The organism is Pseudomonas sp. P4_D7, assembly GCF_056401755.1.
The window spans coordinates 22,742-37,246 of record NZ_JBFUIR010000048.1 but is presented as its reverse complement, the minus strand read 5'-3'; the positions used below and the strand labels follow the sequence as shown (position 1 = coordinate 37,246).

9 protein-coding genes are annotated in these 14,505 nt (G+C 58.1%); all 9 read left to right on the top strand.

Features of this window, described 5'->3' with window-relative positions; genetic code table 11:
* Positions 1–821: 821 nt before the first annotated feature.
* The 9 genes from AC1DVF_RS23855 (at position 822) to cmoB (ending at position 14,292) form a co-directional block, all read left to right on the top strand.
* On the top strand, positions 822–1,196 hold the full coding sequence (locus tag AC1DVF_RS23855) for a DUF6124 family protein (protein WP_093430622.1): 375 nt from the start codon (positions 822–824) through the stop codon (positions 1,194–1,196).
* Between the two features lie 243 nt (positions 1,197–1,439).
* Entirely contained in the window at positions 1,440–1,892 is a 453-nt protein-coding gene (locus tag AC1DVF_RS23850) for a hypothetical protein (RefSeq protein ID WP_116255135.1), read from the top strand.
* A gap of 207 nt (positions 1,893–2,099) precedes the next feature.
* On the top strand, positions 2,100–7,826 hold the full coding sequence (locus tag AC1DVF_RS23845) for a membrane-targeted effector domain-containing toxin (RefSeq protein ID WP_477783238.1): 5,727 nt from the start codon (positions 2,100–2,102) through the stop codon (positions 7,824–7,826).
* A 271-nt stretch (positions 7,827–8,097) separates the two neighbouring features.
* A complete protein-coding gene (gene lon / locus AC1DVF_RS23840) occupies positions 8,098–10,515 on the top strand; it encodes an endopeptidase La (RefSeq protein WP_095122462.1) in 2,418 nt (805 codons plus the stop codon).
* Positions 10,516–10,772: 257 nt separating this feature from the next.
* Positions 10,773–11,165, top strand: a complete 393-nt coding sequence (locus AC1DVF_RS23835) for a protease inhibitor I42 family protein (RefSeq protein WP_093430626.1) — start codon at positions 10,773–10,775, stop codon at positions 11,163–11,165.
* A 2-nt stretch (positions 11,166–11,167) separates the two neighbouring features.
* A complete protein-coding gene (locus AC1DVF_RS23830) occupies positions 11,168–11,818 on the top strand; it encodes a lysoplasmalogenase (RefSeq protein WP_460096813.1) in 651 nt (216 codons plus the stop codon).
* A 127-nt stretch (positions 11,819–11,945) separates the two neighbouring features.
* Complete coding sequence (locus AC1DVF_RS23825) at positions 11,946–12,440, top strand: hypothetical protein (protein WP_460092167.1); 495 nt, start codon at positions 11,946–11,948, stop codon at positions 12,438–12,440.
* A 119-nt stretch (positions 12,441–12,559) separates the two neighbouring features.
* Entirely contained in the window at positions 12,560–13,339 is a 780-nt protein-coding gene (cmoA, locus tag AC1DVF_RS23820; protein WP_175559565.1) for a carboxy-S-adenosyl-L-methionine synthase CmoA, read from the top strand.
* Positions 13,336–14,292: a tRNA 5-methoxyuridine(34)/uridine 5-oxyacetic acid(34) synthase CmoB gene (gene cmoB, locus AC1DVF_RS23815; RefSeq protein ID WP_093430628.1), complete on the top strand. Its 957-nt coding sequence runs from the start codon at positions 13,336–13,338 to the stop codon at positions 14,290–14,292. Before cmoA ends, cmoB begins: the two co-directional genes overlap by 4 nt.
* Positions 14,293–14,505: the final 213 nt, after the last annotated feature.

The window sequence follows — 14,505 nt, the reverse complement described above, 5'->3', positions numbered from 1 at the left end:
GCCTGTTCGCGGGTCTCAAGCAACAAACTCTCATCCGTTGCGCTATAGATCACCTGATAACGCAGACCTGGGGTGTCGGAGGGGTATTCGCGGATAGTGAAGCCTTCGTATTTCGTATCGGTATATCTCATGGTTTGATTCCTTGAAGTCAGTAAATTGGCATGCGCCGTCCTGCCCAAGGGCGCCGGGTTAATCTCGGATCGACCGGGTCAATGTGTCTACTGTCAGAAATTACAGGGGTTCAAGACCGCTTCGAAGTAAACCGCAATGAATTTTGATCTATGAGTTAACCGTCAGATTGAAGATGACTCCCGAGAGGCATCGCCTTTTTTGTGCACGCCATTTCTGTACCCACCGGAGAACCCTGTGGGAGCGAGCTTGCTCGCGAAGGCGTCAGCACATTCAACATCTACGGTGCCTGACACACCGCTTTCGCGAGCAGGCTCGCTCCCACAGTTTGAGATGTGTTGGTCTGTGGGAAATATGCTTGCCCTACAGACGCTGGTGATTGCGCGGAGTTTTCCGACAAGTCGCGTCGGTTGTGCCTCGGAAATCGGCTGGATAGGCTCGTGGGGTCGCTGCAAATTCAGCGAACGGGCGTCGCGGCCCGAGCAGTTCATTCGATTTGATGCATAATCGCCAGCCCAAACTGAAGCGCTCAGGTGCTTGTTGTCTGGTTTGATGGTGGCTGTGCGCGGGATACCTCCGGGTATGCCGAGATTGCCGAATGGCTCGGTCCGCGAACCCGCGTACAGCTGCCACCCTCCGTCGCGTCGCGGTGATTGAGAGTGACAGCCCCACTTATCATTCGGAGCTTCACCATGAAAAAGCCAACACCCAATCCACCCGAAACCGAAGACACCACCCCCTACGAATTCCCCGGCTCGAAGCGCTTCCACGAAGCCGCCGAACGCGCCCTCGACCACTACCTCAAACCCAACGCCTTAACCCTGCGCTTTCACAAACCCAGCACCATGTTCCAGGTYGCCCCCGAACAGGACAGCGAAAGCCTGCTGGTCCACGCCTGCGAATCGCTGGCCCAGGCCAGCCTCATGACCAGCGACATCGCCGCCTACATCGACCTGCCGCAGCGACGCACGATTCTGGCCATCCAGCAAATCATCATGCTCGCCGARCTGGCCGTGAACCGCGTGCTGGATAACCACGAAATCCGCCAATCCCCAACACACAGCTAACCCTCTGTGGAAGCGAGCCTGCTCGCGATGGCGTCAGCGCATTCGGCAGTTGGACTGACTGACACAGCGCTTTCGCGAGCAAGCCTGCCCCGCACTTGATCAACACTGTGCCTGCTATATAACTCCTATCAAGAAGGCTCATCGCGAACACGTATAAAAACCTGTCAGATATGACAGTTCACTGTCTTCACCCGCCCAATCAGACTTCCTTCTCCAACCAAAATCAGGCACAGGAAGCACCCCATGACCCATCCAAAGGCATCCCCAGCAGTTTGGGTAAACGGTATTCTCAACGTTAATGTAAAAGGCACCATTGGCGGTACGCCGGTTAATCTGACCAGCTTCGCGACAACCAGCATTTCCACCTCTTTCAACGAGCTCGGCGGTTACAATTTTTCTTTCGAAGATAACCACGGTTCATCGAGCCAACGAACCATCTCCATCTCGCTTCGCAAGCTGCTGGACCCCGCAATCGCTGGCTACCTTGAAAATGTAGTGACCGAACGAGGTATTCAGCTTTATGACTATGAAGTGACATCCTCTTCCGACATTTCTGTAAGTCAACTCAATAGCGGCCTGTACTTATACTCCCTCGATAATTTGCAACTTTCCGGTAAGGCACGCCACGGTGATGAAACACGTGAACTTACCGGTAACGGATACTTTTTTCTCCAAGAGCTGACTTACCCTGTCTAACAGACAGGTCAGGATTTCACTCGTCGGGTTAAACGTGCGTCTGCCGCTCCATCACAGGTGTAGGGCAGACGCATGCCGACGTGAAATACCGAGTCGAACCCAAGCTCTACATCGACAGACCAATAACCCCCCTATACATATATACCACCCGCCCCCCACTGCCCCTCGCCATGCTGGCCGCTCACCCTCAGCATGGAAAAAATGCCCATGAACCTCGCCACAACCCCCACCTCCGAAGAGGTCAAAAACGATCTCAACGCGATCGCCCATCACCTGTTCAATACATCAACCCCGCTGCTTCCCGAACAAAAACCGAGTACCGAACAGGCCTTTCTGAAACGCCTCGACGAACAACTGAAAACCTATCGCACCAGCTACCTGCAACGCAGCCGCGAGCTGTATCAGGCGCTGGAAAACAGCGATCTGCAAAGCGACGAAGGCAAACAACTGATCGCCACCCTGAAAGTCAGGCTGGCCACTCAACTGATCAACATGGATCAACGCGACCGGATCGACGATAAACCGGCGAAAACCTTCCTCAAATATGACGCAGGCTTCACCGCCATCGGCCACGAAGCCAGACAGGCCRTCACCGACCGCTTGCTGCACCCGCAAGCCGGCGAACTGCTGCAAAAACTCGATGCGGTGCCGATGCTGCGTCCGGCCATGTACGCGCTGCAGTTCAGCTATCAAGACACCACCGTTGAGCTGGCCGGCGCCTTTGTGGTCACGGAAAAGGACACTCGCCGAGTCAAGGACCTGCTGACCGACCAGAGCATGGGTTTCGCCCTGCTGTTTACCCCCGCAAGAGGCATCGAATTCTTCAACTCCCTTGCTGATCTCGACAACCAACTGCGCACATTGCTGAACCAGGCCAGCGGTAGCAAGGAGTTCATGTCCATGCTGCCGACGCGCTATCACGCCGTCGGCGCAGCAGGGATCTGGCCGCTGCTGCTCGCGCCAATCGACAGCAGACCGTTGTTCGAACACACCTACGACGCGCTGATCGAAAAACGCACGCAGGATATCGAGCGCGCCTTGAGCTTCGCCGAAAACCCACAGCAAGACCCCAGGCAATTGCTCACCGCGCTGGACCACGCCATTGCCGCCGCCCTGCCGGATCTCACGTCGCGTCTGGAATTACGCGCGCAAACCTTGTTCGAGCGCCACCTGCGCTACAGCGCACCGGACTGGTTTCGAAGCGCCAGCACCGCGCAAAGAGACGCACTGGCGCAGCATCTGCGCAACTACCAGCAGGCGCGGCAAGACCTGCTCGACTTGATGGAGCCGGCCGGCAGTCTGACGGCACTGGCCCGCCAACAATGGCTGGAGCGCCTGAGCGAAGACCTGGAAATCGACGACCTCGAGCCGGCAAAGTTAAGCCTTGCGACCGATCGCCGAGTGCCGGGCTACGGCGTTTATGTGCATCAATCCAGCCTGCTCGAGCTGTCCTTGCGCGGCCCGCACACCGGCGATGAATTACCGGGCTCGGAGTTTTTGAAGTACACCACCCTCACCTACGATGACGCGCCTTTGCCGCCAGCCTACGCGGACGTGACGCCGGCGTGGCTGATCAGGCAAGCCGTGGAGCTGCAGCCTCGGATTGACTTCAATCACTTGCAAAATGAGCTGCAGGCCAGGCCCGCAATCAAACCCGCCATTGAGCAGATGCTCGACAAACGTATCGTCGCCCTCGCTCACACGGCGGTGCTGCAGGGGCACTTGCTCGACAGTGACCTGCAACTGATCCAGCGCCTGCGTGACGGTAGCGATGCGCGCCTGCGCGCCGCCACCCTGTCGCTGCACGGCGCCCAGTTGCAGGATTTGTGGGTGTTGCGCCAGAACGATGACCGCGGCGCGCTCAAACGGTTGTTGCTGTGCACACCACAGGCGCCGCGAACGCAACAATTCCAGGCCTTCGACAGTGAGCGCGAATGCCAGACCCACCTGCTGGGCTGGRCCAAACACAGTGATGCCGCCGACAGCATGGCCGGCTACCTGATCAGCCGTGCGCCCATGCGCTTTCGCACAAAGCTGCGCCACGTATTGGCCGGGCTGAGTTTCAAACCTGAGGCGCTGGAGCATCAAAAGGTCACGTTCGCTCACACCGGCAGTCATCCCGATTGCCTGCGCACGATGGCTGAACATGTGCTCGCCACACGGATCGACGACTACGATTTCTGTACACCGCTGTGGTATCGCTCCACCACGGCTGCCAACCGCCGAAAGCTGACGACCCTGAGTGAAGACGCCGAAGGCGCCTTGCGCGCGTTCAACAAGCATGCCTTGTCGGGCAGCCGCTTTCCGGCGTTTGATGACTACGTGCACGAGCAAGCCAAAATCAGCTTGAACCGCTTGCTCAAGCGCACCACCAACGATGTCGATCCGGATACCGTCTGGGCTTACTCGCCGACCGCCATCGTGCGCTCGTGGACGCCAAAACCGCTGAACTACACCACGCTGTATCGCGATGGCTACGCCGACGGCGTCGGTTTTCTCGATGAAAAATTTTCCCGCTCGGCGCGCTTCAGAGGCCCGCAGGGCATCGACCTCAGCAACCTGACCGCACAGAATGTCGCGCGCTCGGTCACCGGTGTGTGGATCGGCCAGCGCTACATCGACAAGGTCAAGGCTGAACTGCAAAGTTCGACGAGCGAAGGCTATGACTTTCGGCGCAACACGACCCTGGCCATTACCCAGCGCCAGATGAAAAGCGCCGCGCTGGAATGCCAGCTGCAGGGCCATATCGCCAGCCATGATCTGCAATGGCTGGAGCAGAGCATCGACAGCATGGCTGAAACTTCCGGCGCCATGCGCACGACCTATCCACTCCACCGTTTGATGATCGACGGCGAATGGGTGCTCGACGCGTGGCTGTTCAGCCATGGCGCCAACCCGGTTCTGCTCTACACCCCGGAAGCACCCGACGGCGTCGCTTTCCGCGAAGCGCGGCTGTTCAATTACCTGCTTCAGCAGCAGTCCGGCATGCTCGAATACCTGACGTTGCGCGTCGACGTCAGTGCCCGGACCCGGGTTCGCACATACCTTGAAAATATCAAGAAAGGGCTACCCAAAGACCTCAATAAAACCACACCCAGCCCTGCACGTTACGACTCGACCCGCGCAGTCGCGGCGGTCAGTGACCTGCGCACTGTCCTTTACGACATGAGGCTGCAACGTCGTATCGACGACGTTAACGCCACCACCACCAGCCGTGCCGAGATGATCGCCGGTCTGGTCTGGACCAGTGTCGAATGGATCGCCGCCATTGCCACGGCGCCGTTCCCGCTGCTGAGCCTGAGCACCGGCCTGTTACTGGCTTTCAAAGACGCCATGCTCGCCCTGCATGCATACCGTCAGGGTGACCACGGCGAAGCGTTCCAGCATCTGCTCGGTTATCTGTTCAACAGTGCCGGCGCGGTGCTGACCGACCTGCGTCCGGCGCTGCGTTCGCTCAAGCCCGTGCGCCGGCCTGTGCGGCAGAGCCTCGTCAGTGCCAGCAACGAACAACGCGATGTCATGACCGTGATCGATCAAGTAACACCTGGCCCCAAGCGGAATGAAATGAGTCCGGTGGTGTACAGAAATGAGCTGTTCTATATCGACAAAGATCCTGACTCCAGCGGTCGCTTTTTGCTTTACCGAGCCAATCCGGATTCCGGCGAACTCACCTCGAGCACAATCCTGACCGTGCGCAACGCAGACGGAAAGTTGGTGCGCAGTGGTTTGGCCGGCGGTGCGCTCGAGTACGAGGTCGTGCCAGAGACACCCGGCCCGGACAAGGTCTATGGTGTGGAGTCCAAATACCACGATCGCATCGAAATGGTGATGAACCCGCAAATCCGGGAGAACATCCTCAAAAACAGTCAGGACTTCATCGGCACCGATCCCCAATTGTACCTTTTCGGTTTTTTGGAAAGTCTCGTCCCGACGCGCACCGCTTACCTGAAGCAGGTCGAAAAGCTCAGCACCGACGCCACCGCGCATTTCGCCGAACTTGCCCCGTTGCCAGCCCGCGCCGAAGTCCCGCCAGTCGCCGACGACCTGTCGTTTGCCCAGTTACTGGCGAGCGACGCCGTCAAAGGAAAAAATCTGGTGATCGGCGCCCAGCCCGGCTCGATCGCCAGCAAACAGTTGCTGATCGAGGGTGTGGATGAACTCGTGAGCAACGGTTTCAAGCGACTTTACGTGGAATACCTGGCGGGCGATGTCTTCAAAATCAAGCTGGAAAAACTGAATAAGGGCGGAACCTGGAAACACATCGAAAAACATCTTAAAGCCGTCGACCTTGCGCTGGGGTATGAGAAAAAAGCGCCATTCTCTTATCTGGCACTGGTGCGTGCAGCGCGCGAAAAGGGTCTGAAAATCCATGCGCTGGATGCGTCGACCAGCTATCAACTGGAAGGAGTGATGGTACTGGACGACGTCTCGCCATTGACCGCTCGCAGCAACAGCCTCAGGAATTTCTATTCGCACAAGACGCTGGCCGCCGATATCGCCGATGCGCCTGAGGAGCGCTGGGTGGTCCTTACCGAACAATCACGCATGAGCACCTTCGACAACACCCCCGGCCTGGCCGACCTGCACGCAGCTGTCGCCGTGCGCGTGGAAGATGTCGCACAGGATCAGGCGGCGCGCATCAGCCTCGATTCAGCCGGGGCAATCCCCGGGGATTCGGCCGCCAAGGGCGATTATCGTGTGCAGCGGCCGACGGCGTACAAGGCGCCTCAACCCGTCTCTCGGCCAGCATCGATTGCCCCTGCTGTCGAGCATTTCAGCGAATACGATATTCCACCCGCCATGCGTGAAGACATCGCGCAAATGTTGCATCAGCGCTACGCCATGGACTCACGCTATACCCCGACCGTACCGAAAGAAAAACAGGCGCACGATGCGTTCATCGCCAACCGCAAGCGTCTGGAGAAAAAGGCCAGGGACACGTTTGCTCATTACACGCCCCCTGACGCTGCCACGCTCCCGACGCTCACCTCAGACATCAAGTTCGAGGAGTTTTTGCGGCTGGTGGCCGACGGCCGCTTGAACCTGCTGATCGGCGAGGCCCATAGCCACGTATCGAGCAAAGCGTTGCTGAAAAAGTACATGAAGGCGCTCAAGCAAGCCGGGTATGACACGCTCTACGTGGAACATCTGTTCACCGATTTGCACCAGGCCGATCTGGATACTTTTTTTCGGACACAGCGCATGCCGGACAGACTGAAGAATTACCTGCGCGTTCAGGACCGTGGCCAAATGCCCACTTATAAAGGTAACGATACCTACACAGAGGTCCTCCAGGCGGCGGCGAAGTACAACATCCGTATCAGGGCCCTCGATTGCACGGCGTCTTACCACCTCAAGGGTGTGTTTAACGAAGATATCTCGCGAAACGAGATGTTCAGCTATTTCGCCACCCAAGTGATCGAAGCCGACCAACTGGCACATGGGCCGCATAAGTGGGTAGCCCTTATCGGCAATGCTCACACTAACTACAACCTGGGTGTGCCGGGTCTGGCGGATACCCTCTCGGCGGTCAGTCTCCACGTACGCGACACCGCTCCGGAACTGGCCAGAGATATCCATCGCGGGACCTGGAGAGCGGTGGCCAGCGAGCGCGGAACCAATAGCCGGGCCTTGCGCAGCGATTTCCTGCTGGACGTGGCCGTCGCCGGCAAGAAAAAACCAGCCCTGACGCCGGCCGTCGAGCGCAGCAAACTGACCCGGTCCGGGATGTTCATGATCGAAAACACGGATACGGGCGAGCTCCGTCTGGTGCATAAATCCAGGTCCGACGACATCGTTGAGACACCGATTCAGGTCAATGACCACGGCTTGTTTTTCATTGATCGCTGGGAGAAAAAAGATGAGCGTTTCAAATACCTGGGGACCTTGATCGATATGCTGGTCAGTGATTTGAGAATGACCGAGGTGAAATAAGCGTCAGGTGTAACTGCGCATTGCCAACAACCACCGGGCTGACTGCCCGGTGGTTTTTTATCGTCAATGCCACAGTTCTGCACCCTGCCGAAATAGCGCAGCCCATTGGGTGCGAGCGTGCTGCGGGCGGCGTTCCGCCGAACAACAGAGTTCGCCAGGTCCAGAGAAACCCTGTCAAAACCCTGAACACACAAGCAGAAACGTCTGCCCCCATTGAAACCACCCAAGGCCTGCCCCATCTAAGACCCATACTCCATTGCGCAGGTGCCCCATGAGCGACCAGCAAGAATTCCCGGAAAACCCCGACGACTACACCGAAGCCGAAAACATCGAACACACCTCCTCCGGCAAAGGCCTCGCCCTGCCCGGCCAGAACCTGCCGGACAAGGTCTACATCATCCCGATCCACAACCGCCCGTTCTTCCCGGCCCAAGTCCTGCCGGTCATCGTCAACGAAGAACCCTGGGCCGAAACCCTCGAACTGGTCAGCAAATCCGAACACCACTCCCTGGCCCTGTTCTTCATGGACACGCCCCAGGAAGACCCGCGCCACTTCGACACCGGCGCCCTGCCGCAATACGGCACCCTGGTCAAAGTCCACCACGCCAGCCGCGAGAACGGCAAACTGCAATTCGTCGCCCAAGGCCTGAGCCGCGTGCGCATCAAGACCTGGCTGAAACACCACCGCCCGCCGTATCTGGTGGAGGTCGAATACCCACACCAGCCCACCGAGCCGACCGACGAGGTCAAGGCTTACGGCATGGCGCTGATCAACGCGATCAAAGAACTGCTGCCGCTCAACCCGCTGTACAGCGAAGAACTGAAGAACTACCTCAACCGCTTCAGCCCCAACGACCCGTCGCCGCTGACCGACTTCGCCGCCGCGCTGACCTCAGCCACCGGCCCCGAACTGCAAGAAGTGCTCGACTGCGTGCCGATGCTCAAACGCATGGAAAAAGTCCTGCCGATGCTGCGCAAGGAAGTCGAAGTCGCGCGCCTGCAAAAAGAGATTTCGGCAGAAGTTAACCGCAAGATCGGCGAGCATCAGCGCGAGTTCTTCCTCAAGGAACAACTCAAGGTCATTCAGCAGGAACTTGGCTTGACCAAGGACGACCGCAGCGCCGACCTTGAACAGTTCGAGCAGCGCCTCGAAGGCAAAGTCCTGCCGGCGCAGGTGCAGAAGCGCCTCGAAGAGGAAATGAACAAGCTGTCGATCCTCGAGACCGGTTCGCCCGAGTACGCGGTCACCCGTAACTACCTCGACTGGGCGACCTCGGTGCCGTGGGGCGTCTACGGCGAGGACAAACTCGACCTCAAGCACGCGCGCAAAATCCTCGACAAACACCACGCCGGCCTCGACGACATCAAGGATCGCATCCTCGAATTCCTCGCCGTCGGTGCCTATAAAGGCGAGATCAGCGGTTCCATCGTGTTGCTGGTCGGCCCGCCAGGCGTGGGTAAAACCAGCGTCGGTAAATCCATCGCTGAATCACTCGGCCGGCCGTTCTACCGCTTCAGCCTCGGCGGCATGCGTGATGAGGCCGAGATCAAGGGCCACCGCCGCACCTACATCGGCGCGCAGCCGGGCAAACTGGTGCAGGCGTTGAAAGACGTCGAGGTGATGAACCCGGTGATCATGCTCGATGAAATCGACAAGATGGGCCAGAGCTACCAGGGCGATCCGGCCTCGGCGCTGCTGGAAACCCTCGACCCGGAGCAGAACGTCGAATTCCTCGACCACTACCTCGACCTGCGCATGGACCTGTCGAAAGTCCTCTTCGTGTGCACCGCCAACACTCTGGATTCGATCCCCGGCCCATTGCTCGACCGCATGGAAGTGATTCGCCTGTCGGGCTACATCACTGAAGAAAAAGTCGCCATCGCCAAGCGTCACCTGTGGCCGAAACTGCTGGAAAAGGCCGGCGTGTCCAAGGGCAGCCTGAGCATCAGCGACACCGCGCTCAAAGCCTTGATCGACGGTTACGCCCGTGAAGCCGGCGTGCGTCAGCTGGAAAAGCAAATGGGCAAACTGGTGCGCAAAGCGGTGATGAAGCTGATCGACGAGCCGAAAGCGGTGATCAAACTCGGGCCGAAAGACCTCGAAGCGTCACTCGGCCATCCAGTGTTCCGTAACGAACAAGTGCTGTCCGGTACTGGCGTGATTACCGGTCTGGCATGGACCAGCATGGGCGGCGCGACGTTGCCGATCGAAGCCACGCGGATTCACACGCTTAACCGTGGCTTCAAACTCACCGGGCAACTGGGTGATGTGATGAAGGAGTCGGCGGAGATCGCCTACAGCTACGTCAGCTCGCACCTGAAACAATTCGGCGGCGACGCGAAGTTCTTCGACGAAGCCTTCGTCCACCTGCACGTACCGGAAGGCGCGACACCGAAGGACGGCCCGAGCGCCGGCGTGACCATGGCCAGCGCCCTGCTCTCGCTCGCACGCAATCAGCCGCCGAAGAAAGGTGTAGCGATGACCGGCGAATTGACCCTGACCGGGCATGTGCTGCCGATTGGCGGGGTGCGCGAGAAGGTGATTGCGGCGCGCCGGCAGAAGATTTTCGAGTTGATTCTGCCGGAGCCGAACCGGGGTAATTTTGAGGAATTGCCGGATTATCTGAAGGAAGGCATTACGGTGCATTTCGCGAAGAAGTTTGCCGATGTGGCGAAGATCCTGTTCTGACAAACAGCCCCTCACCCCAGCCCTCTCCCACAGGGAGAGGGAGCCGACCGAGTTGTCTTGCGCTATACATCGACCTGAAACACCGAGTCGATTATGGATTCAATGATCTATTTCAGGTCGGTGGACTTCTGGAATATCCCCCGGTCAGTCCCCTCTCCCTCTGGGAGAGGGTTAGGGTGAGGGCGTGGCGTTGTCACACTTTGTCTCATCTTCAGTTATGCTCGCCGTTCGTCGTAAACGCCGGAGCCTCTGACCTTATGTCCCCCACTCGCCTGTTTGTCCCCCTCGCCCTTTCGTTGCTGGCCGCCTGCGCCACACAACCGAAACACAACGTGACCGTGGAAAAACAAAGCGAATGCCCCGTACGGCTGACTAACGGGCAAAACCTCATCATCATGCTGCCAAGCAACCCGACCACCGGCTATCGCTGGGCCATTCAGGATTCGGCTGGCGGCGTATTGCGTGCACTCAGCCCCGAGGTCTACAGCAATCCGGAAGACGCCGGCGTCGTCGGCGCGGCGGGCGTATCGACCTGGCGCTTTCAAGCATTTGCCCCCGGCACCGGGCGTCTGCGCCTGACCTCGCAACAGCCATGGGCACCGGAAGTGCTGCCAGTGGAAACCTTTGACTGCGCCATTTCGGTGAACTGATCGTGGGTTGGCTGATTCTGGCGCTGATGGGCGCGGTGACGTTTCTCTACGGTGTCAGCACCCACGCGGCGTTACTGTGTCTGTTGGTCAAACCGTTGCCAGTGCTGGCGCTGCTCGGCTGGCTGCACGATGCGCCACCCAGCGACTATCGGCGCTGGATCAGTCTCGGCCTGATTTTCTCGTTGCTGGGTGATGTGTTGCTGGCATGGCCAGGCGATTTGTTTGTATTTGGACTTGGCGCATTTCTGATCGCACATCTGGCGTACCTGAAGGCTTATCTGAGCGACTGCAAGCGTTTGGCGGTGATGCCCTTGGTGCTCGCGCTCGGTGTTGGAGCGGTCTTACTGGGGATTCTGATTTCCAGCGGGTTAGGTCCGTTGCTGGTGCCGGTGATCGTGTACGGCACTGCGATCAGCGCGATGCTCTGGCGCGCGCTTGCTCGTCTCGGCACCGATGTGCCGAAACGCTCGGCGTTGCTGGCGGCGGGCGGTGCAGTGGCGTTTGTGTTCTCCGACAGCGTGATTGGCATTGACCGGTTTGTATCGCCATTTCACGCTGCACCGTATGTCATCATCCTCAGCTACTGGCTGGGCCAATGGGGCATCACTGCCTCGTCATTCGAAAGAGTGGAACAACTCAAGCGCACGCTATAAGCCAATAGTTGCCCTTTTATCTCGAAATATTATAAAAACCTGTCAACTCTGACAGTAGCTCATGATTTTTGTTCTCCCTAGTATTCGTTGGCGTTATCCAATCCCATGTAATACAAGGAAGAACTTCATGAGCTTTTTCAAAAGTAAAAACGCAACACTTTCCAACACTGCGGAACCTATCATTACCGTCAGTGCTGAAACACTTGCAACGGTGTCTGGCCGAGTGAAATTCGACAGCCAGATTGTGGAGTTCGATGCTGATCCGGCAAGTGATCAGATTGCACTGGTGACCCGTGCAAATTCTCAAGATTATTCGCATCGCAGTAAAAAAGGTCTGGTACTCGTATTTGATAAAACCATTAAATCGGGCAACTATCCTGTTACTGATCCAGGCTTCCCTTTCCATGATGCCTATTATTTTGAAACGGGTACCATCCCCGGCTTTACAACCTCGTTTCAATACACGGCAAAAAGCGGAACGTTCAATGTAGAGGTGATTGAGGCCACAGCCGAGAAACTGCATTACCAAATCGACTTTGATTTCAAGGGTGTCAACGAGCGTAGTCAGGAACTGAAAATCGCCGGCAAATCTACTTACATCGTATTACTGCAACCTCGGTAATCAGCGTTAAATAATGAATGACCAAGCTCGCCTAGCGAACCTGGTCATTCAGCCTTTCTAAACCCGCTTTCCCACGCTTTATCAGACAACCCAAGCATCCCCGCGCCCTTTTGGCTAAAATGCCGGCCTTTTCCACCGACACCGCCGGAACCGCCGTGAGCAAAGAACCCGATCGCATTTTCGCCAAGCCTTTGGCCCAGGTACCCGACTTCGCCTTCAACGAAGACGTGGTGCGGGTGTTCCCGGACATGATCAAGCGCTCGGTGCCGGGTTACCCGACCATCGTCGAAAACCTCGGTGTGCTCGCCGCGCAGTTCGCTCAGCCAAACAGCGTGCTCTACGACCTCGGCTCATCGCTGGGCGCTGTCACTCAAGCCCTGCGTCGCCACGTGCGCACCGACGGTTGCCGGGTAATCGCTGTGGATAACTCGGCAGCGATGGTTGAGCGCTGCCGCGAATACCTCAACGGTCAGGACTCGATGTTCCAGGAGTTGCTGCCGGTCGAAGTGATCGAAGGCGACATTCTCGCCCTCGACTTCCAGCCAGCCTCGGTGGTGGCGCTGAACTTCACCCTGCAATTCATCGCCCCCGATCAGCGCACGGCGTTGCTCTCGCGCATTCGCCAATCGCTGCTGCCGGGCGGCGCGCTGATCCTTTCGGAGAAGCTGCGCTTCAACGATGCCGAAGAACACGCGCTGCTCACCGATCTGCATGTCGCCTTCAAACGCGCCAACGGCTACAGCGAACTGGAAATCGCCCAGAAGCGCAGCGCCATCGAAAACGTCATGAAGCCCGACAGCCTCGAAGAACACCGCGAACGCCTGCTGGCCGCCGGGTTCTCGAAAGTCGTGCCGTGGTTCCAGTGTCTTAACTTTGCCTCGTTGATTGCCTTGCCATGATTGATCTGTCCCCCCTCGCCCGCCGTCTGGCCGGCACACCACTGGCCGAATGGGCCAACACCCTGCAAGCGCAACTCGACAAGAAAATGGAGAAAGGTCACGGCGACCTGGAGCGCTGGCAAAGTGCGCTGGATGCCCTGCCGAAAATCCAGCCGAGCGAAGTCGACCTGCTCAACGGTCTGAAACTCGACACCGACTGCGACGAGGAAACCCGCGCGCAGATGCGTACCGCGCTGATGGGCCTGTCGCCCTGGCGCAAAGGCCCGTTTGATTTGTTTGGGGTGCACGTCGACACCGAATGGCGTTCGGACTGGAAGTGGTCGCGTGTCTCTCCGCACCTCGACTTGAAGGGCAAACGCATCCTCGATGTCGGTTGCGGCAACGGTTATTACATGTGGCGCATGCTCGGTGCCGGCGCGGACAGTGTGATCGGTGTTGACCCGAACTGGCTGTTCTTCTGCCAGTTCCAGGCCGTGCAGCGTTATCTGTCAGAACCCAATGCCTGGCACCTGCCCTTTCCGTTCGAAGACCTGCCGCCAAACCTAGAAGGCTTCGACACGGTGTTTTCCATGGGCGTGTTCTACCACCGTCGCTCGCCGATCGAGCATTTGCTGGCGCTGAAGGATTGCCTGGTCAAGGGCGGCGAACTGGTGCTGGAAACGCTGGTGGTCGAAGGCGACAAGCATCAGGTGCTGGTGCCGGAAGACCGTTATGCGCAGATGCGTAATGTGTGGTTCCTGCCGTCGGTGCCGGCGCTGGAGTTGTGGCTACGGCGTGCAGGTTTTACCGACATTCGTTGCGTGGACGTGAGCACAACCACGGTTGAAGAACAGCGCGGGACTGAGTGGATGAAGTATCAGTCGCTGAGCGACTTCCTTGATCCCGAGGACCACAGCAAAACCATCGAAGGATTGCCGGCGCCGATGCGTGCGGTGATTGTCGCTCGTAAATAATCCAATCGCCCAAACACCGCGGTGAGCCCCCCCTCACCCCAGCCCTCTTCCCAGGGAGAGGGAGCTGATCATTGGGCTTTTCAAAACTTGAGTTCGACTCGGTATCTCAGGTCGACGGACTTGGCCCATCCAGCTCGGTCAGCCCCCTCTCCCCAAGGAGAGGGAGCTGATCGTTGAGCTTTTCAAAACTTGAGTTCGACTCGGAATCTCAGG